The sequence below is a fragment of the Pseudoxanthomonas suwonensis 11-1 genome, assembly GCF_000185965.1.
Classification (GTDB): Bacteria; Pseudomonadota; Gammaproteobacteria; order Xanthomonadales; family Xanthomonadaceae; genus Pseudoxanthomonas; species Pseudoxanthomonas suwonensis_A.
Map to the genome: position 1 here is coordinate 2,283,481 of NC_014924.1, position 20,106 is coordinate 2,303,586.

Sequence of the window (20,106 nt, forward strand, 5' to 3'; positions counted from 1 at the left end):
CTTGGGGACGCTTTCAATGCAAAAGACGCTGATCTCGCTCGCCTTCGCACTGGGCATAGCCGCTTCTTCCACCGCGGCCGCCGCGGAGTGCCCGTCTTTGCCGCAGGGAACCGGCGTGGAATGGCAGGAAGCCGAGGGCACGAACTACAAGGTCTGCCGCGCCATCGACGAGGCCGGCACCCAGCTGCTTGGCGTGATGCTCACGCCGGAGCCGCAGCTGAAGCTGCGCCGTCGCAACCGGGTCGAGGAAGGCATGGTCGGCCGCCACGAGGTCCACTGGTACCGCCCGGAGATCGTCGAGCCCGGCGCCGCCGAAAAGCGGGTCACGGTGATCGAGCTGGACGACGACCGCTATGCGCAGATCTGGCTGGACGCGAACGATCCGGCCCAGCTCAAGCGCGCGATGCACATCGCGCGCCTGATGGCACTCTACTGACGATGGTGGCGCCGGCACTGGCCGGCGCCTGCCTTCGCACGACTCAGAACCGGCCTTCCTGGTAATCCACGAAGGCCTGCATCAGTTCCTGCCTGGTGTTCATCACGAACGGGCCGTAGCGCGCCACCGGTTCGCGCAGCGGCCTGCCGGCGACCAGGATCAGCCGCGCCGGCACCCCGCCTGCGCGCAGCACCAGCCTTGCACCGCCGCCCAGCACGCCCATCTCGCGTGCCTGCAGCGGGCGCGCGTCATCGCCCTCGCCCAGTCCGACCGCGCCCTCGAACACGTAGGCGAAGGCGTTGTGGCCTTCGGGCAACACGAACTCCCACGACGTGCCCGCGGCCAGGCTGATGTCCAGGTACAGCGGATCGGTGGCCGGCTGCTGGATCGGTCCGTCCACGCCATCGACGCGGCCGGCGATCACCTTGACCTCCACGCCCATGGCAGGCCGCACCACCGGGATGCGGTCGGCGGCGAACTCCTGGTAGCGCGGATCGGTCATCTTGTCGCGCGCCGGCAGGTTCACCCACAGCTGGAAGCCGCGCATGCGGCCGGACTCCTGCTCCGGCATCTCCGAATGCACCAGGCCGCGGCCGGCGGTCATCCACTGCACGCTGCCAGGCGTGAGCAGGCCCTCGTTGCCGTGGTTGTCGCGATGGCGCATGCGCCCGTCGAGCATGTAGGTCACGGTCTCGAAACCGCGGTGCGGATGCTCGGGGAAGCCGGCGATGTAGTCCTCGGGCCGGTCGGTGCCGAACTCGTCCAGCATCAGGAACGGATCCAGGTCGGGCAGCTCCGGTCCGCCGATGACGCGGGTCAGGCGCACGCCGGCGCCGTCGGAGGTGGGCATGCCGCGGACCTTGCGCAGCAGGCGCACCGGCTCGCCCTGGGTGTGGGTGCTCATGTCGCTCTCCATGGTGGACTGCCCCGGAGGATGGGGCCGGCCGCGGCCGTCCGGAACGGCCACGCGGACGAAGAACCGTTGCGCTGGCGGAACGGTGCCTGGGCACCGCTCGGCGGATACCGCCTTAGCTGTTGTCCTGCAGGGCCAGCTGCATGTCGCGCTGGCGGCGCTTGTCCTCGCGGTACATCAGCCACCAGCCGATCACCGCCGCCAGCGAGACGGCCATCATCAGCAGCGTCGCCAGGGCGTTGATCTTGGGGCTCACGCCCAGCCGCACCGAGGAGAAGATCTTGATCGGCAGGGTGGTCGATTCCGGGCCGGAGACGAAGCTCGCGATCACCACGTCGTCCAGCGACAGGGTGAAGGCCAGCAGCCAGCCGGAGACCAGGGCCGGGGCGATGATCGGCAGGGTGATCAGGAAGAACACCTTGACCCGGTTGGCGCCCAGGTCCATCGCCGCCTCCTCCAGCGACTTGTCCAGCTCCTGCAGGCGCGAGGACACCACCACGGTCACGAAGGATACGGTCAGGGTCACGTGCGCGATCCAGATCGCGACCATGCCCTTGGACGGCAGGCCCAGCGCGCCCCCCACCGAGACCAGCATCAGCAGGATCGACAGGCCGATGATCACCTCCGGCATCACCAGTGGCGCGGTGACCAGGGCGCCGAACAGGGTCTTGCCGGGGAAGCGACGGAAGCGGGTCATCACCATCGCGCCGAGGGTGCCGACCACGGTGGCCGCGGTGGCGGTCCAGAACGCGATGCGCAGGCTGACCCAGGCCGCGTCCAGCATCTGCCGGTCGCGCATCAGCTCGCCGTACCACTTCACCGAGAACCCGGCCCAGACCGTGGCCAGGCGCGAGGAGTTGAAGGAGTACACCACCAGCAGCACGATCGGCAGGTACAGGAAGGCGAAGCCGAGGACCAGCACCGCCCAGCGCAGCATGCGCAGGCCAAGGGGCGTGTTCATGCCAGCCGCCCTTCCAGCGTCCGCTGCTGGGATCGGTTGAAGATGAGGATCGGCACCAGCAGCAGGAGCAGCATCACGATCGCCACCGCCGAGGCCGCCGGCCAGTCGCGGTTGTTGAAGAACTCGCCCCACAGCACGCGGCCGATCATCAGCGTGTCCGGGCCGCCCAGCATTTCCGGGATCACGAACTCGCCCACGGTCGGGATCATCACCAGCATGCAGCCGGCGACGATGCCCGAACGCGACAGCGGCAGGGTGATGCGCACGAACGCCTTCCACGGCCGCGCGCCGAGGTCGTAGGCGGCCTCGAGCAGGCGGTTGTCCAGCTTCACCAGGTTGGCGTACAGCGGCAGGATCATGAAAGGCAGGTAGCAGTAGACGATGCCGATGTAGGCCGCCAGCGGGGTGTAGAGGATCCGCAGCGGCGCATCGATCAGGCCGGTCCACAGCAGGAAGCGGTTGAGGATGCCATTGGCGTCGAGGATGCCGATCCAGGCATAGACCCGGATCAGGAACGAGGTCCAAGACGGCAGCACCACCGCCATCAGCGCGATGTTGCGGGTGGACGGGTTCATCCTCGCGATGAAGTACGCCATCGGGTAGCCGATCAGCAGGCAGAACGCGGTGGAGACCACCGCGATCCTGATCGAGCTGAGGTAGGCCAGGCCGTACTGCGCGTCCATGAACAGCGCCGCGTAGTTGCCGAGGTTCAGGCGCAGGTGCAGCGCCTTGTCCACCACCTCCACGATCGGGGTGTACGGCGGCATGGCGATGGCCAGCCGCGAGAACGAGATCTTCAGCACGATCAGGAACGGGATCGCGAAGAAGAACAGCAGCCACAGGAAGGGGATGGCGATCACCGCCCAACGCCCCGACGGCAGGTAGCGGGACAGCGTGCGCAGGTTCATGACAGCAGCACCACGCCGTCGCTGTCGCGCCACCATACCCAGACCTCGTCGTTCCAGGTCAGCTCGTCGCTGGCCCAGCGCTGCTGGTTGGCGAAGTTGACCATCAGCTTGGAACCGCTGGGCAGGCGCACGTGGAACACCGAGTGGCTGCCGAAGTAGGCGATGTCCTCGATGATGCCGCGGGCCTTGTTGTACGGCTGGTCGGGTTCGGCCTTGCCTATGCCCAGCTTTTCCGGGCGCAGGGCGAAGGACACCGGCTGGCCCTCGAAGCCGGTGATGCCGTGGCCGATGTAGATCGGCGCGTCGAAGAATGGGGTGCGCAGGGTCACGTAGTCCGGCTGGTCGTCGTCGATCACCGCGTCGACCAGGTTGACCGAACCGATGAACTCGGCGGCGAAGCGGTTGGCCGGCTGCTCGTAGATCTCGTCCGGCTTGCCGACCTGCTGGATCCAGCCCTGGTCCATCAGCGCGATGCGGCTGGCCATGGTCATGGCCTCCTCCTGGTCGTGGGTGACCATCACGCAGGTCACGCCGGAGGACTCGATGATGTTGACCAGCTCCAGCTGCATGCGCGAGCGCAGCTTCTTGTCCAGCGCGCCCATCGGCTCGTCCAGCAGCAGCAGCTTCGGCCCCTTGGCCAGCGAACGGGCCAGCGCCACGCGCTGCTGCTGGCCACCGGAGAGCTGGTGCGGCTTGCGCTTGGCCAGCTTGCCCAGCTGCACCAGCTCGAGCATCTCCCCGACCCGCTTGCGCACCGCGTCGCGCGACAGGCCATCCTGCTTCAGGCCGAAGGCGATGTTCTGCTCGACGGTCATGTGCGGGAACAGCGCGTAGGACTGGAACATCATGTTGATCGGCCGCTCGTACGGCGGCAGCTCGTTCATGACCTCCCCGTCCAGCACGATCCGGCCCTTGGTCGGCTGCTCGAATCCTGCCAGGCAGCGCAGCAGGGTCGACTTGCCGCTGCCGGAGCCACCCAGCAGGGCGAAGATCTCGCCCTTGCGGATGTCCAGGCTGACATCGTCCACGGCGACGAAGCCGTCGAATTCCTTGCGCACGTTCTCGATGCGCAGGTACCCGCCCGCTTCGCCGCCAGCGGCGGGGGTCGGGGTAGCGCGTTCGGGGCTTGACGCCATGTTTACTCCATTGGCAGGCATGGGGGGCGGGCCGCCGGGAGCGGCCCGCACCTGCGGTAAGCGGGCAGCCTAACGGCCGCTCTTCAGTTCGGTCCAGATCCGGGTGTAGAGGCGGTCCACCTCGGGCGGGATCACCGCCAGCATGAACAGCTTTTCCGACACTTCCGGCGGCGGATAGATCGTCGGGTCATTGCGGATTTCGTCGTCCACTTGCGCCAGCGAGGCCGGCACGGGGTTGGGGAAGCTGACGTAGTTGGTGTTGGCCGCGGCCACGTCCGGGCGCAGCAGGAAGTCGATGAAGGCGTAGGCCTGGTCGACGTTCCTGGCATCCTTGGGGATGGCCAGCATGTCCACGAACAGCGGCGCGCCTTCCTTCGGGATCGAATAGGCGACCTTGACCCCGTTGCCGGCCTCGTCGGCGCGGTCGCGGGCCTGCAGCACGTCGCCGGACCAGCCCATCACCAGGCAGGCGCTCCCATTGGCCAGGGCATCGATGTACTGGCTGGAGTGGAAGCTGCGGATGTGGGGACGGATCTTGGCCAGCAGCGCGGCGCCCTTGCGGATCACCTCGGGGTCGGTGCTGTTGGGATCCTCGCCCAGGTAGTTCAGCGCGGCCGGGATCGCCTCGGTCGGCGTGTCCAGGATCATCACGCCGCAATGGGCCAGCCTGGACACGTTCTCGGGCTTGAACAGCAGGTCCCAGCTGTTGGCGACCTCGGTGCCGCCAAAGGCCTCGGTGACCTTGTCGACGTTGTAGCCCAGGCCGGTCGTGCCCCACAGGTAGGGGATCGAATACTGGTTGCCCGGGTCCTGCACGGCGATGCGCTGCATCAGTTCGGGGTCGAGCCCGGCGTAGTTCTGCAGGCGGGAGGTGTCCAGCGGCTGGAACACGCCGGCCTGGATCTGGCGGCCAAGGAACTGCAGGGAGGGCACGACCACGTCGAAGCCGGAGCCGCCGGCCAGCAGCTTGGCTTCCAGCACCTCGTTGCTGTCGAACACGCCGTAGGTGACCTTGATCCCGGTTTCCTCCTGGAAGCGGGGGACCGTGTCCTCGGCGATGTAGTCGGACCAGTTGTACACATGCACCACCCCGGCGCCGGAAGGCTTGCCGCCCTCCTTGCCGGTTTCGCCCGACTGGCCGCACGCGGCCAACCCGAGCACCATCAGACCAAGCAACCCAGCCTTGCACGTACCCATCGCATCCCCTTTGCCCCATCGGGCGAGTGGTGGTCCCCGGCGCCATGGCAGGGGACGGCGGCCGGATCACTCCGGCTGCCGCCCTGACAGGCCGCGGCCCTCCGACGGATGCGAAACCGGCGCCGCCTCGGCGGCGCCTGGCGGCCGGGTCAGCGGCCGGTCTTGATCTCCGTCCAGAGCCGCGTGTACAGCTTGTCCGTCTCCGGCGAGTTGATCGCGTAGGTGAACATGCGCTCGGCCACGTCCTCCGGCGGGTAGATCGTCGGATCGTTGCGGATCGCCTCGTCCACCAGCGGCGTCGCGGCGCTCACCGGGTTGGCGTACTGGATGTAATTGGTGTTGTTGGCGGCCACCTGCGGCTCGAGCAGGTAGTTGATGAACGCGTACGCGTTCTCCGGGTGCTTCGCATCGGCCGGGATGGCCAGCATGTCGAACCACTGCGGGGCGCCTTCCTTCGGGATCGAATAGGCGACGTTGACGCCGTTCTCCGCTTCCTCGGCGCGGTCGCGGGCCTGGATGATGTCGCCGGACCAGCCCACTGCCAGGCAGGTGCTGCCATTGGCCAGCGAGCTGACGTACTGGCTGGAGTGGAAGTTCTGCACGTACGGGCGGATCGACTTGATCAGGTCGGCGGCCTTCTGCAGCTTTTCCGGGTCCTCGCTATGCGGATCCTCGCCCAGGTAATGCAGGGCGATCGGCAGCATGTCCGCGGGGGTATCCAGCAGGGTCACGCCGCAGTCCTTCAGCTTGCTGATGTTCTCCGGCTTGAAGACCAGGTCCCAGCTGTCGGCGACGTCGGTGGAGCCGAAGATCTCGGTGATCTTGTCGACGTTGTAGCCGATGCCGGTGGTACCCATCATGTAGGGCACGCCGTACTCGTTGCCCGGATCCTGGCCGGCGATGCGCTCGAGCACCTTCGGGTCCAGGTTGGCCAGGTTCGGGATCCTGCTCTTGTCGAGCTTCCTGAACACGCCGGCCTGGATCTGGCGGCCGAAGAAGTTCAGGGTCGGCACGACGACGTCGTAGCCGCTGGAACCGGCCAGCAGTTTGGTCTCCAGCACTTCGTCGCTGTCGTAGACGTCATAGGTGACGCGGATGCCGGTCTGCTCCGTGAAGCCGGGGATGGTGTCCTCGGCGATGTAGTCGGAGTAGTTGTAGACGTTGAGGACCTTCTCCTCGGCGCCACCTCCCGGCCCCTGCGCGGCATCGTCCTTGCCGCCACAGGCGGCAAGCAGGGTGGCGGCAATGCCCAGGGTGAGCAGGCGGAGCTTCATCGTAGGTGTCCTCGGGGGGATGGGTTCAGGCGGTTCAGGTTAGCGCTGGCGAGGGGCTTTGCCCATCCCTTTCAGCGGCCGATCGCCTCCGCGGTCTCGCCCAGGGCCTTCCACGCCTTTTCGAACAGCTCGTCCACCTGCTCGCGGGTCAGCACCAGCGGCGGCGACAGCAGCATGGAGTCGTACGTGGCGCGCAGGATCAGGCCGTGGCGCAGTGCGGTATCGCGGCACAGGCCGCCGACCTTGCCACGCTCGGGGAAGAACTCCCGCCTGCCCTTGTCCGGGACCAGCTCCAGCGCGCCCATCATGCCGACGATGCGGGCCTGGCCCACCAGCCGGTGCTCGCCCAGTTCGGCCCAGCGCTGGGCCAGGTACGGGGCGACCTCCTCGCGGGCGGTGTCCACGATCCGCTCCTCGCGCATGATCCGCAGGTTCTCCAGCGCCACCGCCGCGCACACCGGGTGGCCCGAATAGGTGGCGCCGTGGGCCAGCTCGCCGCCGACGTCCTTCAGCACCCCGGCCACGCGGTCGTTGAACAGCGCCGCGCCCAGCGGGATGTAGCCGGAGGTGATGCCCTTGGCGATGGTCATCACGTCGGGCTGGATGCCGAAATGCTGGCTGCCGAACCACTGCCCGGTACGGCCGAAGCCGCAGATGACCTCGTCGGCCACCAGCAGCACGTCGTACTGGCGGCAGATCCGCTCGATCTCCTTCCAGTAGCTCATCGGCGGGATGTACACGCCGATGGCGCCCATCACCGGCTCGCCGATGAAGGCCGCGACCCGGTCCGGGCCCAGCTCCAGGATCTTCTGCTCCAGGCGGCGGGCGGCGACCAGCCCGTACTCCTCCTCCGACAGGTCGCCGCCGTCGGCGAACCAGAACGGCGGGTCGATGTGGTGGATGTCCGGGATCGGCAGCCCGCCCTGCTCGTGCATGCCCTTCATGCCGCCCAGGCTGGCGCCGGCAACGGTAGTGCCGTGGTAGCCGTTGTGGCGGCCGATGAAGATGTTCTTCCGCGGCTTGTCCTGGACCGCCCAGAAGTGCCGCACCAGGCGCAGGATGGTGTCGTTGGCCTCGGAGCCGGAGTTGACGAAGAAGGCGTGGTTGAGGTCGCCCGGCGCCAGCCCGGCCAGCTCGGCCGCCAGGCGGATGGTCGGCTCGGTGGTGCACTGGAAGAAGCTGTTGTAGTAGGCCAGCTGCTCCATCTGCCTGGCCGCCGCCTGGCCCAGCTCCTTGCGGCCGTAGCCGATGTTCACGCACCACAGGCCGGCGAAAGCGTCCAGCAGCTTGTTGCCCTCCGCATCCCAGACGTAGCAGCCCTCGCCCCGTACCAGTACCCGGGTACCCCGCTTCGCCAGCGCGGCGTTGTCGTTGAACGGGTGCAGGTGGTGGACGGCGTCCAGGCGCTGGAGTTCGGGAAGGTCGATCGGGGCCATGCGGCGTTGTCCTTCGGGTTTTCGGGCCGTGCGCCGGCGGCCGGCGCGCGGCGGGTCAGACGTTCAGCAGCAGGAACTCGCGCTCCCAGGAGCTGATCACGCGGAAGAAGGTCTCGTATTCCTTGCGCTTGACCGACACGTAGGCGCGCACGAAGCGCGGCCCCAGCAGGGTCGCCAGCGGGGTGCAGGTCTCCAGCTCGTCCAGCGCCTCGCCCAGCGAGCGCGGCAGGTCGTAGCCCAGTTCCTTGGCGCTGACCTCGGTCGGGGCGGTCGGGGTGAGCTGCTCGCGGATGCCCAGCAGGCCGCAGGCCAGGGTCGCGGCCATGGCCAGGTACGGGTTGGCGTCGGAGCCGGCGAAGCGGCTCTCCACGCGCTGGTTCTCCGGGGTGTCCATCGGCACGCGCAGGCCGCAGGTGCGGTTGTCGAAGCCCCAGCGCACGTTGCTCGGCGAGACCTCGCCGAACATCAGCCGCCGGTAGGAGTTCACGTTCGGGGCGAAGAAGGCCATCGCCATCGGCACGTACTTCTGCAGGCCAGCCAGGTAGTTGCCGAACACCGGGCTGAACTCGCCCGGCTTCTTCCCGGTGAACACGTTGCGGCCCTTGCGGTCCACCAGGCTCTGGTGGATGTGCATCGCGCTGCCGGGCTCGGTCTCCATCGGCTTGGCCAGGAAGGTGGCGTACACGCCGTGGCGCATCGCCGCCTCGCGCATGGTGCGCTTGAACAGGAACACCTGGTCGGCCAGCGACAGCCCGCCGGCGTGGGTGAAGTTGACCTCCAGCTGCGCCGCGCCGGACTCGTGGATCAGGGTGTCCACGTCCAGCTCCATCGCGTCGCAGTAGTCGTACATCAGGTCCAGGATCGGGTCGAATTCGTTGACCGCGTCGATCGAGTACGACTGCCGCGCCGTCTCCGGGCGGCCGGAGCGGCCGGCCGGGGGCAGCAGCGGGAAATCCGGGTCGGTGTTCTTCTGCACCAGGAAGAACTCCAGCTCCGGCGCCACCACCGGACGCAGGCCTTCCTTCTCGTACTCGGCCAGTACCTTGCGCAGCACGTTGCGCGGGGCCAGCTCGTGCGGATGGCCGTCCTTGGTGTAGCAGTCGTGGATGATCTGGGCGGTCGGGTCGGTGGCCCAGGGCACCATCCGCACCGTATCCGGATCCGGCCGCAGCAGCATGTCCGAGTCCGAGGGGGAGGTCAGTTCGTAGTAGTCGTCCGGATAGTCGCCGGTGACCGTGGTGGCGAAAATACCTTCCGGCAGGCGGGTGCCGTAGTCGTGGCTGAACTTGTCGGCGGGGATGATCTTGCCGCGCGCATTGCCGGTGATGTCCGGCACCAGGCACTCCACCTCGGTGATGTGCCGCTCCTTGAGCCAGCGCCGGAGCGAGTTCTCCTGCTGCTGTTCGGTGCTCGGCTCGGGTTTTCGGGTGCGTTTGCGGGTACTCATGCGGTTGTCCGGGTGCGGTCGGGGGCCGGCGTGGCGGCGCGGCGTTCGGCCCAGGCCCGGCATGCATCGCCGAACGCGCGGAAGATCGCCAGGTAGAAGGGATTGGAGCTGACCTGCCATTCGGGATGCCACTGCACCCCGAGCAGGAAACCGGGGCCGGTGCCGCGGAAGGCCTCGACCAGGCCGTCCGGCGCTCTGGCCTCGGCGACCAGGCCCTCGCCCAGACGGGCGATGCCCTGGCCGTGCAGCGAATTCACCCGGACCCGCGAGGTGCCGGCCAGTGAGGCCAGCAGGCCGCCGGGGACCAGGTCGACGTCGTGCGCCGGACCGTACTGCGCGTCCAGCGGATCCTCTGGGTTCTCGCGGTGGTCCATCATCCCGGGGACCTCGTGCACCTTCTGGTGCAGGCGACCGCCCAGGGCGACGTTGACCTCCTGCAGGCCGCGGCAGATCGCCAGTACCGGCAGGCCCATGGCGATCGCACGCGGGGCCAGGGCCAGGGTGTTGGCGTCGCGGGCGGGGTCGTGCAGGTTGCCCTCCCAGCTGGGCTCGTCGCTGTAATGGTGCGGCTCGATATTGCTGACCGCGCCGGTGAGCAGCAGGCCGTCCAGGCGGGAAAGCCACGTGTCCGGATCCGGGGCCGGCTGCAGCGAGGGCATCAGGACCGGGATGGCATCGGCGCCGTCGACCACCGCGCGCACGTACTTCTCGCCGGCGGCGAGGAAGGGGTGCGGACCGATCAGTTTGCGGTCGGTAGGCAGTCCGACCAGCGGCGTCAGGGCCATGCGAGCAGCGTCCGATGGCGTTCAGGCAACTTACCCCGGCCGTTTTATTTTTACAACACGAGGCCATTACCCACGCGACAGGCGGCGCCGCGGCGGGCGATGGCGTTGAGTATTCTTGACGACAGCACCGCTGTTACCCTCGTCTGGACCCGCCGAGCCACCGCCATGACCCCACCGTCCACGTCCGCACTTCCCGCCGGCGACCTGGCCACCCTGCAGGCCCTCGGGAGCGCGCCCGACGCCCATGTCGACCTGCTGCTGCCGGATGCCAACGGCGTGCTGCGCGGCAAGCGCGTACCCGCCTCCGCGCTGGAGAAGGTCTACGCCAATGGCGTCTGCCTGCCGATGTCGCTGGTGGCCGCCGACATCCTCGGCAACACCGTCGAGGAGACGGGCCTGGGCTACGACATCGGCGACGAGGACCGCATCTGCCGCCCCGTCCCCGGCAGCCTCAGGCCGGTGCCATGGTCGCCGCGCCCTGCCCTGCAGCTGCTGCTGCAGATGGAGGATGCCGAAGGCGGCTGGTTCGAGGCGCATCCGCGCCGGGTGCTGCAGCGGGTGCTGGACCGCTTCGCCGCCGCGGGGCTGGCCCCGGTGCTGGCGGTGGAGCTGGAGTTCTACCTGTTCGACCGCCTGGCCGATGCCGACGGCCGCCCGCAGGCGACGATCAACAGCGCCACCGGTCGCCGCAACGACAGCACCCAGGTCTATTCGATCGACGACCTGGACGAGAACGCCGGCTTCATCCATGCCGTGGCCAGCGCCTGCCGCGCCCAGGGCATCCCCGCCGACACCGCCGTGGCCGAGTACGCGCCGGGCCAGTTCGAGATCAACCTCGCCCATCGCGCCGACGCGCTGGCCGCGTGCGACGACGCGGTACTGCTCAAGCGCGTGATCAAGGCCGTCGCCCAGCAGCACGGCGCGCTGGCCAGCTTCATGGCCAAGCCGCTGGCGGGCCAGGCCGGCAGCGGCATGCACCTGCACGTGAGCCTGCTCGACCGCGACGGCCGCAACGTGTTCGCCTGCTCCCCGGATGCGCCGGCCGACGCCCTGCGCCACGCCGTGGCCGGGCTGCAGGCCAGCGCGCGCGACAACCTGCTGCTGTTCGCACCGCACGCCAACAGCTACCGCCGCTTCGTCGCCAACGCCTTCGTCCCGCTCAACGACAGCTGGGGCTTCAACAACCGCACCGTGGCCCTGCGCATCCCGCACAGCGACCCGCGCAACACCCGCATCGAGCACCGCATCGCCGGCGCCGATGCCAATCCCTACCTGGTCGCCGCGGCGGTGCTGGCCGGCATCCTGCACGGGCTGGAAACCCGCCAGGATCCGGGCCCGCCGGTGGCCGGCAACGCCTACGAACAGTTCGAAGTCCAGCAGCCGCATTGGCGCCAGGCGATCGACGACTTCCTCGCCAGCGAGTTCGCCGCCCGGTGGTACGGCGAGTCCTTCCGCCACGTCTACGGCCAGCAGAAGCGGCGCGAGATGCTGGACTTCAACACCCTGGTCCCCGACATCGACTATGCCTGGTACCTGCGCAGCGTCTGATACCGCCCGCGGGGGCCGCCAGTGAGCGCGCCCTATCCGCCCAGCTGGTACGCGGCCAGCGCCGCGCCGCTGCCGGAACAGCCGGTGCTGGAGGGCGCGGTCGAGGCCGATGTCTGCATCCTCGGCGCCGGCTATACCGGCCTGACCGCGGCGCTGGAACTGGCCGAGGCTGGCTATTCGGTGGTGGTGGTCGAGGCGCAGCGGGTCGGCTGGGGCGCCTCGGGCCGCAACGGCGGCCAGGCCATCGTCGGCTACGGCTGCGAGCAGGAAACGCTGGAACGGCTGCTTGGCCCGGACGAGGCGCGGCTGCTGTTCGATTACTCGCGCGAGGCCATGGACCGCCTGCGCGGACGCATCGCCCGCCACGGCATCGAATGCGATTGGCGCGACGGCCATGCCCACGTGCCGATCAAGCCGCGCCAGGAACGCGCCCTGCGCGCCGGCATCATCGAGATGGCCGGGCGCTACGACTACCCGCTGGAATGGTGGGACCGCGCCCGCCTGCGCCAGGAACTGGCCAGCGACCGCTACCTCGGCGCGATGTACGACTCCGCCTCCGGCCACCTGCACCCGCTGGAGTACTGCCTGGGCCTGGCCCGCGCGGCATTGGCCGCCGGCGTGCGCATCTACGAGCAGTCGCCGGTCGTGGAGCTCGTGCACGGCGCGAAGCCGGTGCTGCGCACCGCCCGCGGCCAGGCCACCGGCGAATTCGCGGTCCTGGCCGGCAACGCCTGGCTGCGCGGCATCGCCCCGGAGCTGGAATCGCGGGTGATGCCGGTCGGCACCTATATCGCCGCAACCGCGCCGCTGGGCGAGGAGGCCGCGCGTGCCCTGATCCGCAACGACATGGCCGTGGCCGACGTGAACTGGGCGCTGGACTACTTCCGCCTCAGCCGCGACCACCGCCTGCTGTTCGGCGGCCGCGCCAGCTATTCCAGCTATCCGCCCCCGAACCTGTGCGGGGTGATGCGCCGGCGCATCCGCAAGGTGTTCCCGCAGCTGGCCGACGTGCCGATCGACTACCTGTGGGGCGGCTACGTGGACATCTCGCTCAACCGCGCCCCGCACTGGGGCCGGATGGGCAACAACGTCTACTACGCCCAGGGCTTCTCCGGCCACGGCGTGGCCACCACCGGCCTGGCCGGGCGGCTGGTGGCCGAGGCCATCGCCGGGCAGTCGCGCCGGCTGGACGTGTTCGCGAAGATCCCGCATGCGCCCTTCCCCGGCGGCCGCCTGCTGCGCATGCCGCTGCTGGTCGCGGCCATGGCCTGGTACCGCCTGCGCGACGCGCTGTGGTGAGACGCCGCCCGGCGGAATGACGATCGGACCCTAAAGTCGGCCGCCCCCCGCGCCGCTAAGGACAGGGACAGACCGTCCACCTGATCCGGGCATGCCAGCGACCGCGCCAACCCCGCACGCAAGTCCCCTGCCGCAGCGCGTGCTGCTGGTGGAGAACTCGCGCGCGTTCGTGCAGGCGGTCGCCCAGGCGATCGAGCAGCAGCTGGAGCTGCCGGTCACCGTCGCCTCGACCCTGGCCGAGGCGCGTGCCGCCCTGGCCACCCACGACGACTGGTTCCTGGTCCTGACCGGCCTGGTCCTGGCCGACGGCGACCTGGAAACCGTGGTCGACTGCTTCCTCGGCCGCGAACTGCCCACCGTGGTGGTCAGCGGCGTGTACGACGAGGAGCTGCGCGAGCGCCTGCTGCGCCGGCAGATCATCGACTTCGTGCTGAAGAACACCCCCGGCAGCCTGGACTACATCGTCTGGCTGGTGCAGCGGCTGGAGCGCAACCGGCGCATCTCCGCGCTGGTGGTGGACGACTCGGCCAGCGCGCGCGCCCAGGCCGGCCTGCTGCTGGAGATGTTCGGCTACCGCGTGGTGCAGGTGCCCGACGGCGACCGCGCCCTGGCCGCGGTCGAGGCCGACCAGAGCATCCGCCTGGCCATCGTCGACCAGGAGATGCCGGGCATGCAGGGCATCGAGCTGACCCGCCGCCTGCGCGCCCTGCGCGCACGCGACCGCATGGCGGTCATCGGCGTGTCCGGCCGCGACGATCCGGGCCTGGTGGCGCGGTTCCTGAAGAACGGCGCCAACGACTTCCTGCGCAAGCCGTACTCGCGCGAGGAGTTCTTCTGCCGGGTTTCGCAGAACGTGGACCAGCTGGAGCTCATCGGCAGCCTCCAGGACCTGGCGACCCGCGATTTCCTCACCGGCCTGCCCAACCGCCGCCACTTCCTCGACCAGGCCGAGCGCCTGGTGCCGCGCATGCGCGACGTGCGCCAGCCGCTGGCGATGGTCATGCTCGACCTGGACCACTTCAAGCACGTCAACGACACCTGGGGCCACGAGACCGGCGACCGTGCACTGCGCGCGGTGGCCTCGACGATCTCGGCCCATGCCCGCCCGCAGGACCATATCGCCCGCTTCGGCGGCGAGGAGTTCTGCATGCTGTTGCCCGGCCTGGAAGGCAGGGAGCTGCACGAGCACCTGGAGAAGCTGCGCCTGCGGGTGGAGGACCTGCGGGTGCCGGTGGACCAGGGCGAGCTGCGCCTGTCGATCAGCATCGGCGCCTGCAACGCACGCGTCGGCGATACCCTGCACAGCTTGCTGGCCGAGGCCGACCGGCGCCTGTACCTGGCCAAGGCCGGCGGCCGCAACCAGGTCATCGACGTCGCCTGAGCCGCCAGCGGCGGCTTTTGATCGCGATCAAGGCCGCGCCGTCCGCGGCGCCCTAGCCTGCACGCAACTCCAATCGCGTGCATGACCGCATGTCCCTGATGATCTGGCAGGACAGCCTCGATACCGGCATCGAGGTGATCGACGAGCAACACCGCCGCATCGTGTCGATGATCAACCAGCTGCACCAGGCCCAGACCGGCGCATCGGCCCTGGCCGTGGCCGAGGTGCTGGACGAGCTGGTGGACTACACCCTATCCCACTTCGCCTTCGAGGAGGAGCTGATGGAGGAGGCCGGCTACCCGTTCAGCGCCGCCCACCGCCGGGTGCACGAGGTGTTCACCAAGCGCGTCAGCGAGTACCGCATGCGCTTCCAGGCGGGCGAGGACGTGGTCGACGAGCTCAAGAGCATGCTCTCGCGCTGGCTGTTCAACCACATCCGCAACGACGACAAGGCCTACTCGGAGCAGGTGCGCCGCCACCTCGACCGCTTCGCCCGCGAGCACCAGCAGGGTGGCTGGCTGGCACGCACCGTGCACCGCCTGTTCCCGCGCCACGGCCACCACCACGCGCACTGAGGCGCGTGGCGACCGGTGCGGGCCGGATCATTCCACCGGCTTGCGTGGCACCAGAAGCAGGGCCAGCAGGGTCAGCGTGGCCATGCCGGCCATGTAGCCGCCGACCGCGGCGATGCCGTGGTCGCCGGCCAGTCTGGTCGCGATGTACGGCGCCGGCGAGGCGCCGAGGATGCCGGCCAGGTTGAAGGCCAGCGACGCGCCGGTGTAGCGCACCGGCGTGGGGAACATCTCGGCGAGGATCGTGCCGCAGGGGCCGTAGGTCATGCCCATCAGGCCCAGGCCCACGCACAGGAACAGCAGCACCTGCCAGGCACTTCCGGCGCCGAACAGCGGCTTGAACAGCAGGCCGAACAGGATGATGCCGACGGTCGCGACGATCATCGCCCGGCGCCGGCCGAAGCGGTCGGCGTACACCGCAGACAGCGGGATGGTCGCGGCGAAGCAGAGCACGCCGACCATCTGCAGCAGCAGGAACTGCTCGCGACCGTAGCCCAGGGCCGAAGTACCCCAGCTCAGCGCGAACACCGTCATCAGGTAGAACAGGACGAAGGTCGCCATCAGCGCCAGGGTGCCAACCACCAGGGTGCCCGGATGGCGCAGCAGCACCGTGGCCATCGGCAGGCGCTCGCGCTCCTCGCGTTCCAGGGTCTTCTGGAACGCCGGCGTCTCGGTGATGCGCAGGCGCACCCACAGGCCCACCAGGACCAGGGCGGCGCTGGCCAGGAACGGCACGCGCCAGCCCCAGGCCATGAACTGGCCCTCGTCCAGGAAGTGGGCCAGCACCAGGAACACGCCGGTCGAGCACAGGAAGCCCAGCGGCGCGCCCAGCTGCGGGAACATCCCGTACCAGGCGCGCTTGCCCGGCGGCGCGTTCTCGGTGGCCAGCAGCACCGCCCCGCCCCACTCGCCGCCCAGGCCCAGGCCCTGGCCGAAGCGGCACAGCGCCAGCAGGGCCGGGGCGAGTACGCCGACCTGGGCGTAGGTCGGCAGCAGGCCGATCAGCACGGTGGAGATGCCCATGGTCAGCAGGGCCGCGACCAGGGTGGCCTTGCGCCCGATGCGGTCGCCGTAGTGGCCGAACACCGCCGAGCCCAGCGGCCGGGCCAGGAAGGCCAGGGCGAAGGTGGCCAGCGACTGCAGGGTGGCCGCGGTCGGCTCCGAGGCCGGGAAGAACAGCTTCGGGAACACCAGCACCGCGGCGGTGGCGTAGATGTAGAAGTCGAAGAACTCGATCGTCGTGCCGATGAGGCTGGCGAACAGGATGCGGCGTGGCGAGGCAGGAGCACTCATCGGCAGTCGTCGGCTTCCACGGGAGGCGGCCGATTATGGCGCAGGTCCGGTGCGTGCCGCGGCCGTTGCACGGGCAACCGCACGGTTGCAGGCGCGATCATGATCCGGCGGTCACCTGCTCCCGGCTAGCGTACGCGGACCCGATGGAGGACGGCCGATGAACAGCATTGCCATCGCACCGCGCGTGCACACCGACCCGCAGGCGATCGAGCGCCTCAAGACCCTGCAGCTGGAACTGGACGGCGAGCTCGAGGTGGAACTGCACATGCGCGACGGCAGCGTCCTGCGCGGCACCCTGCCGGAGCGTCCCACGATCCAGCAGTTCTTCGACCCGGACGGCAACGCGGGCACCAACGGCCTGTTCCGCATGGACGACGGCGACGGTGGCGTGCACCTGTACTGGCTGGACGAGATCGAGAAGGTGGTCCCCACCGGTACCGCCTGAGGCGCGAACTGCGTCTCCGTTGAAGGCTTTGCATCGCCAGAGCCGCCGCGATTCACGCGATGGATTCCCCGGGAAGCCCAGCGTGGGATCGCCCCACCCCACGCACGTCGCCTGCCCATGCACAACCCGCACCCGCCCTGTCGACCAGGTCGCCTGCCCTCCGCGCGCTTCACCGTGGGGGGCAGGCCATGAACGGCGCCACCGCCCGCAACCCGGGCAGACCTACCCTCCGCATCCAGCGCAGCCTCGCCTTCCAGGCCGACGGGCCGCGCATCCTTGATGCCTGGTGCGATCCGGGGGTCCAGGCCCGGATCCTCGCCGGCGCCGCCGACCCGGCCGGCAGCAGTGGCGATGCGACGCTCTGGGAGATCCGCGTCCCGCTGGGACAGAAGCCGCAGGTGCGCCTGCACCTGGACGCGCGCGACGCCACCTCGGCCCGCCATCGCGCCGAGGGCGACGGCGGATTCCAGCTGCGCAGCCGGCTGGCCACCCTGCCCGCCCGCGGGCGACCGGGCACCGAGGTCAGCCTGGAAGTGGAACTCCACGCCGACGGCTTCCTGACCGGGCTGCTGTCGCGCCGCGCCGATCCCGCGCCCCTGCTGCTTGCCGGCCAGGCCCTGCGGCGGCTGCGCGAATGGGTCGAGGCCGGGAACATCCACCCGGCGGCATCCAGCCCCCAGGGCGGAGGCGACGGCTCGGGTTGAGGCGGCGCCTCACCCGGGTTTGACCGGCGGCGCGCAAAGCTGGAGCTCCCCACCTGGCTACGCCCCCATGCACGCATCCAGCCGCGACCATCGCCGCGGGCCGCAACCGCTCCCGCCGCGCCCCTCGTCCACCCGGAGGGGAGGATGAATCCCGACCTGATCGGCTGGGCCGCTTCGGGGGTGCTGCTGGCCACCCTTGTCCGCCAGATCCTCAAGCAGGCACGCAGCGGCGGCGACGGCGTGTCGACCTGGCTGTTCATCGGCCAGGCAACGGCCTCTGCATTGTTCATCGTCTACTCGGTGCTGCTGGACAACACCGTGTTCATCGTCACCAACAGCTGCCTGCTGGCCACCGCGATCTTCGGCCAGGTGATGGCCTGGCGGACGCGGCGCAATGGCCCGTCCGGGGCAGCGGACCCGAGCAGCCCTCGCTGACCCCGCTCACGCGGGCAGAGGGCACGAGGTCAGACCCTCAGCCAGCGCGTCGCCAGGGCCACGCCAAGCACGGAGAAGGCCAGGCACCAGAACGCGAACTGCAGCGAGGTGCCATGGGCAACGAAGCCGATCAGCGCCGGCCCGGCCAGCACGCCCGCGTAGCCGAGCGTGCTGATCGCCGGGATCGCCAGGCTCTCCGGCATCGCGGTCTGGCGGCCGGCCGCGGTGAACATGACCGGGACGATGTTGGCGCAACCGATACCCACCAGCACGAAGCCCAGCAGCGCCACCGTGACGCCCGGCGCCAGCACGATCACCGCGAACCCGGCGAAGGCAACCAGCGCACCGGCCACCACCGCGCGCATCGCACCGACGGCCTGGACCACGCCGTCGCCGGTCAGGCGTGCAACGGTCATGGCCAGGGAGAACGCCACGTAACCCAGGCCCGCGCGCGCCGGATCCATGTCCTTGGCCTGGTCGAGGAACACCGCGCCCCAGTCCAGCATCGCGCCCTCGGCCAGGAACATCACGAAGCAGACCACGCCGACCAGCAGCACGATGCCGCGCGGCCAGGCGAACGCCGGTACGTCCGAGTCCACCCGCTCCCCGCGCCAGTGGCGGAAGGCCACGCCGACCAGGGCCAGGACGACCACCACCGCGGCCACGCAGGCCCAGACCGGCACGGCACCGGCGCTCAGCAGCGCGGTCATCGCCGCGGCCCCGGCGAAGCCGCCGATGCTGTAGAAGGCGTGGAAACCGGACATCAGCGCGCGCCCGCTCTCGCGCTCGACCACGACCGCCTGCAGGTTCATGGTGCAGTCCATCGCGCCGATCGCCGCGCCGAACACGAACAGCGCCAAGCCCAGCACCACGGCGTTGGGCGCGATGGCCAGCACCGGCAGCGCCGCGCAGGCGGCCAGCATCGCCGCGAGCATCACCCGGCGGCAGCCCTGCCGCGCGGCCAGTGCGCCCGCCATCGGCATCGCCAGCAGCGAGCCCGCGCCCAGGCACAGCAGGACCATGCCCAGCATCGCCTCGTCCAGTCCGGCACGCGCCTTGGCGAACGGCACCAGCGGGGCCCAGGCCGCGATCGCGAAACCTGGCATGAAGAAGGCGGCGCGGGTGGCGTGCTGCTGGAGGCTTGGCGTGGAAGGCACTCGGGTCCGGTCCTGCATCGGTCGGGGCGCCCATTATGGCCAGCCCCGGCGAGGCTGCCGCCGCCCGCATACGTATGCCGAGCGCGACACATGACCTGGATCAAGGCCGCGCCAGGCGCCGCCTGCGATGCTGCACGCACAGGAGGATGCGATGCAGGGCGTTCCCGCACTGGAAATCGACGGCGCGCGCGTGGCCGCGCGTATCGGCCTGGAGCTGCCGGTGTTCCGGCGGCTCATGGACCAGGGCCGGATCGCGGTGCTGTGCGAGCGCGGCACCGGCGAGGACGAAGGCACCTGGCGGGCGACCTTCTACTACGGTCGCCAGCGCGCGCGGTTCCTGGTCGACCGGCGCGGCAGGGTGGTCGATATCGACTGACGCCCGCCTGGAAGTTCATGCACCCGCCTTGACCCAGCGGCCACGCGGCGGGGCGGAACCTGCACCGGAGCCCACAGCAGCGAGGTGCGACATGATCCGAGGCCTGTTCGTCGGAGGCGTGGTGGACAACACCGAGATCGACCTGGACCCGGGCAAGCCGCCCATGCACTACCCGCCGGACAGCGGCGGCGGCCAGTCGCGGTATCGCCTGCGCCAGGTCGGGAGGGGCAAGGGCGGCGAGGCGGTATGCGCGGTCTATGGCGCCCCGGACACGCCCTATGCCGAGGTGGCACGGGTAAGCGACGAGCGCGACTACGCCCGCCGCTTCGAGGTGGAGCTGGAAGAAGTCGAGGGGGAATAACGGCACGGGTGGGTGGAATCCGGGCACTGCACAATCGCCCCG

21 protein-coding genes are annotated in these 20,106 nt (G+C 69.7%); 10 read left to right on the forward strand and 11 right to left on the reverse strand.

The window, feature by feature from the left end; genetic code table 11:
* The first annotated feature begins 16 nt into the window (after nucleotides 1–16).
* Nucleotides 17–436 (forward strand): hypothetical protein, encoded by a 420-nt coding sequence (locus PSESU_RS10400; protein WP_013535731.1) that lies wholly within the window; start codon nucleotides 17–19, stop codon nucleotides 434–436.
* 43 nt (nucleotides 437–479) lie between these two features.
* Here PSESU_RS10400 and PSESU_RS10405 read toward each other — a convergent pair whose 3' ends face one another.
* The 9 genes from PSESU_RS10405 to PSESU_RS10445 all read right to left on the reverse strand — a co-directional run bounded on the left by PSESU_RS10405 (nucleotide 480) and on the right by PSESU_RS10445 (nucleotide 10,493).
* On the reverse strand, nucleotides 480–1,340 hold the full coding sequence (locus tag PSESU_RS10405) for a pirin family protein (RefSeq protein WP_013535732.1): 861 nt from the start codon (nucleotides 1,338–1,340) through the stop codon (nucleotides 480–482).
* 124 nt (nucleotides 1,341–1,464) lie between these two features.
* Nucleotides 1,465–2,310 (reverse strand): ABC transporter permease subunit, encoded by an 846-nt coding sequence (locus PSESU_RS10410; RefSeq protein ID WP_013535733.1) that lies wholly within the window; start codon nucleotides 2,308–2,310, stop codon nucleotides 1,465–1,467.
* Nucleotides 2,307–3,218 carry an ABC transporter permease subunit gene (locus PSESU_RS10415; RefSeq protein ID WP_013535734.1) on the reverse strand — a complete coding sequence of 304 codons (912 nt, stop codon included), beginning with the start codon at nucleotides 3,216–3,218 and terminating at the stop codon, nucleotides 2,307–2,309. The genes PSESU_RS10410 and PSESU_RS10415 overlap by 4 nt, the downstream gene beginning before the upstream one ends.
* The gene (locus PSESU_RS10420; RefSeq protein ID WP_013535735.1) at nucleotides 3,215–4,354 is read right to left on the reverse strand and encodes an ABC transporter ATP-binding protein; all 1,140 of its coding nucleotides are present in this window, start codon (nucleotides 4,352–4,354) and stop codon (nucleotides 3,215–3,217) included. Before PSESU_RS10420 ends, PSESU_RS10415 begins: the two co-directional genes overlap by 4 nt.
* Nucleotides 4,355–4,423: 69 nt before the next feature.
* Nucleotides 4,424–5,551: a polyamine ABC transporter substrate-binding protein gene (locus tag PSESU_RS10425; RefSeq protein ID WP_013535736.1), complete on the reverse strand. Its 1,128-nt coding sequence runs from the start codon at nucleotides 5,549–5,551 to the stop codon at nucleotides 4,424–4,426.
* A gap of 149 nt (nucleotides 5,552–5,700) precedes the next feature.
* Entirely contained in the window at nucleotides 5,701–6,825 is a 1,125-nt protein-coding gene (locus PSESU_RS10430) for a polyamine ABC transporter substrate-binding protein (RefSeq protein ID WP_013535737.1), read from the reverse strand.
* Nucleotides 6,826–6,896: 71 nt separating this feature from the next.
* On the reverse strand, nucleotides 6,897–8,261 hold the full coding sequence (locus PSESU_RS10435) for an aspartate aminotransferase family protein (RefSeq protein WP_013535738.1): 1,365 nt from the start codon (nucleotides 8,259–8,261) through the stop codon (nucleotides 6,897–6,899).
* A gap of 55 nt (nucleotides 8,262–8,316) precedes the next feature.
* Complete coding sequence (locus PSESU_RS10440; protein ID WP_013535739.1) at nucleotides 8,317–9,708, reverse strand: glutamine synthetase family protein; 1,392 nt, start codon at nucleotides 9,706–9,708, stop codon at nucleotides 8,317–8,319.
* Complete coding sequence (locus tag PSESU_RS10445) at nucleotides 9,705–10,493, reverse strand: gamma-glutamyl-gamma-aminobutyrate hydrolase family protein (protein ID WP_013535740.1); 789 nt, start codon at nucleotides 10,491–10,493, stop codon at nucleotides 9,705–9,707. Before PSESU_RS10445 ends, PSESU_RS10440 begins: the two co-directional genes overlap by 4 nt.
* A gap of 165 nt (nucleotides 10,494–10,658) precedes the next feature.
* Here PSESU_RS10445 and PSESU_RS10450 point away from each other — a divergent pair, with 165 nt between their 5' ends.
* From PSESU_RS10450 to PSESU_RS10465, 4 genes are all read left to right on the forward strand, one after another.
* Nucleotides 10,659–12,041, forward strand: a complete 1,383-nt coding sequence (locus tag PSESU_RS10450; protein WP_013535741.1) for a glutamine synthetase family protein — start codon at nucleotides 10,659–10,661, stop codon at nucleotides 12,039–12,041.
* A gap of 21 nt (nucleotides 12,042–12,062) precedes the next feature.
* A complete protein-coding gene (locus PSESU_RS10455) occupies nucleotides 12,063–13,340 on the forward strand; it encodes an NAD(P)/FAD-dependent oxidoreductase (protein WP_013535742.1) in 1,278 nt (425 codons plus the stop codon).
* A 91-nt stretch (nucleotides 13,341–13,431) separates the two neighbouring features.
* The gene (locus tag PSESU_RS10460) at nucleotides 13,432–14,721 is read left to right on the forward strand and encodes a diguanylate cyclase (RefSeq protein ID WP_013535743.1); all 1,290 of its coding nucleotides are present in this window, start codon (nucleotides 13,432–13,434) and stop codon (nucleotides 14,719–14,721) included.
* A gap of 89 nt (nucleotides 14,722–14,810) precedes the next feature.
* Nucleotides 14,811–15,296 carry a bacteriohemerythrin gene (locus PSESU_RS10465; protein WP_013535744.1) on the forward strand — a complete coding sequence of 162 codons (486 nt, stop codon included), beginning with the start codon at nucleotides 14,811–14,813 and terminating at the stop codon, nucleotides 15,294–15,296.
* Between the two features lie 27 nt (nucleotides 15,297–15,323).
* Here PSESU_RS10465 and PSESU_RS10470 read toward each other — a convergent pair whose 3' ends face one another.
* Nucleotides 15,324–16,586, reverse strand: a complete 1,263-nt coding sequence (locus PSESU_RS10470) for an MFS transporter (protein ID WP_013535745.1) — start codon at nucleotides 16,584–16,586, stop codon at nucleotides 15,324–15,326.
* 157 nt (nucleotides 16,587–16,743) lie between these two features.
* Here PSESU_RS10470 and PSESU_RS10475 point away from each other — a divergent pair, with 157 nt between their 5' ends.
* The 3 genes from PSESU_RS10475 to PSESU_RS10485 all read left to right on the forward strand — a co-directional run bounded on the left by PSESU_RS10475 (nucleotide 16,744) and on the right by PSESU_RS10485 (nucleotide 18,170).
* Complete coding sequence (locus PSESU_RS10475) at nucleotides 16,744–17,031, forward strand: DUF3247 family protein (RefSeq protein ID WP_013535746.1); 288 nt, start codon at nucleotides 16,744–16,746, stop codon at nucleotides 17,029–17,031.
* Between the two features lie 188 nt (nucleotides 17,032–17,219).
* Nucleotides 17,220–17,735, forward strand: a complete 516-nt coding sequence (locus PSESU_RS10480; RefSeq protein WP_013535747.1) for a hypothetical protein — start codon at nucleotides 17,220–17,222, stop codon at nucleotides 17,733–17,735.
* Between the two features lie 144 nt (nucleotides 17,736–17,879).
* A complete protein-coding gene (locus tag PSESU_RS10485; protein WP_013535748.1) occupies nucleotides 17,880–18,170 on the forward strand; it encodes a hypothetical protein in 291 nt (96 codons plus the stop codon).
* 29 nt (nucleotides 18,171–18,199) lie between these two features.
* Here the strand turns inward: PSESU_RS10485 and PSESU_RS10490 are convergent, their stop codons facing one another.
* Nucleotides 18,200–19,345 carry an MFS transporter gene (locus PSESU_RS10490; protein WP_013535749.1) on the reverse strand — a complete coding sequence of 382 codons (1,146 nt, stop codon included), beginning with the start codon at nucleotides 19,343–19,345 and terminating at the stop codon, nucleotides 18,200–18,202.
* A gap of 109 nt (nucleotides 19,346–19,454) precedes the next feature.
* On the opposite strand from PSESU_RS10490, the gene PSESU_RS10495 reads away from it, so the two are divergent.
* Together PSESU_RS10495 and PSESU_RS10500 are read left to right on the forward strand one after the other, a co-directional pair.
* A complete protein-coding gene (locus tag PSESU_RS10495; RefSeq protein ID WP_233275215.1) occupies nucleotides 19,455–19,703 on the forward strand; it encodes a DUF6522 family protein in 249 nt (82 codons plus the stop codon).
* 91 nt (nucleotides 19,704–19,794) lie between these two features.
* A complete protein-coding gene (locus tag PSESU_RS10500; protein WP_013535751.1) occupies nucleotides 19,795–20,064 on the forward strand; it encodes a hypothetical protein in 270 nt (89 codons plus the stop codon).
* Nucleotides 20,065–20,106: the final 42 nt, after the last annotated feature.

Excerpts from the sequence above, each read along its gene's own strand:
- PSESU_RS10400 (WP_013535731.1), top strand. The coding sequence starts at position 17 with ATGCAAAAGACGCTGATCTCGCTCGCCTTCGCACTGGGCATAGCCGCT.
- PSESU_RS10405 (WP_013535732.1), bottom strand. The coding sequence starts at position 1,340 with ATGAGCACCCACACCCAGGGCGAGCCGGTGCGCCTGCTGCGCAAGGTC.
- PSESU_RS10410 (WP_013535733.1), bottom strand. The coding sequence starts at position 2,310 with ATGAACACGCCCCTTGGCCTGCGCATGCTGCGCTGGGCGGTGCTGGTC.
- PSESU_RS10415 (WP_013535734.1), bottom strand. The coding sequence starts at position 3,218 with ATGAACCTGCGCACGCTGTCCCGCTACCTGCCGTCGGGGCGTTGGGCG.
- PSESU_RS10420 (WP_013535735.1), bottom strand. The coding sequence starts at position 4,354 with ATGGCGTCAAGCCCCGAACGCGCTACCCCGACCCCCGCCGCTGGCGGC.
- PSESU_RS10425 (WP_013535736.1), bottom strand. The coding sequence starts at position 5,551 with ATGGGTACGTGCAAGGCTGGGTTGCTTGGTCTGATGGTGCTCGGGTTG.
- PSESU_RS10430 (WP_013535737.1), bottom strand. The coding sequence starts at position 6,825 with ATGAAGCTCCGCCTGCTCACCCTGGGCATTGCCGCCACCCTGCTTGCC.
- PSESU_RS10435 (WP_013535738.1), bottom strand. The coding sequence starts at position 8,261 with ATGGCCCCGATCGACCTTCCCGAACTCCAGCGCCTGGACGCCGTCCAC.
- PSESU_RS10440 (WP_013535739.1), bottom strand. The coding sequence starts at position 9,708 with ATGAGTACCCGCAAACGCACCCGAAAACCCGAGCCGAGCACCGAACAG.
- PSESU_RS10445 (WP_013535740.1), bottom strand. The coding sequence starts at position 10,493 with ATGGCCCTGACGCCGCTGGTCGGACTGCCTACCGACCGCAAACTGATC.
- PSESU_RS10450 (WP_013535741.1), top strand. The coding sequence starts at position 10,659 with ATGACCCCACCGTCCACGTCCGCACTTCCCGCCGGCGACCTGGCCACC.
- PSESU_RS10460 (WP_013535743.1), top strand. The coding sequence starts at position 13,432 with ATGCCAGCGACCGCGCCAACCCCGCACGCAAGTCCCCTGCCGCAGCGC.
- PSESU_RS10465 (WP_013535744.1), top strand. The coding sequence starts at position 14,811 with ATGTCCCTGATGATCTGGCAGGACAGCCTCGATACCGGCATCGAGGTG.
- PSESU_RS10470 (WP_013535745.1), bottom strand. The coding sequence starts at position 16,586 with ATGAGTGCTCCTGCCTCGCCACGCCGCATCCTGTTCGCCAGCCTCATC.
- PSESU_RS10475 (WP_013535746.1), top strand. The coding sequence starts at position 16,744 with ATGAACAGCATTGCCATCGCACCGCGCGTGCACACCGACCCGCAGGCG.
- PSESU_RS10480 (WP_013535747.1), top strand. The coding sequence starts at position 17,220 with ATGAACGGCGCCACCGCCCGCAACCCGGGCAGACCTACCCTCCGCATC.
- PSESU_RS10485 (WP_013535748.1), top strand. The coding sequence starts at position 17,880 with ATGAATCCCGACCTGATCGGCTGGGCCGCTTCGGGGGTGCTGCTGGCC.
- PSESU_RS10490 (WP_013535749.1), bottom strand. The coding sequence starts at position 19,345 with ATGCAGGACCGGACCCGAGTGCCTTCCACGCCAAGCCTCCAGCAGCAC.
- PSESU_RS10495 (WP_233275215.1), top strand. The coding sequence starts at position 19,455 with ATGCTGCACGCACAGGAGGATGCGATGCAGGGCGTTCCCGCACTGGAA.
- PSESU_RS10500 (WP_013535751.1), top strand. The coding sequence starts at position 19,795 with ATGATCCGAGGCCTGTTCGTCGGAGGCGTGGTGGACAACACCGAGATC.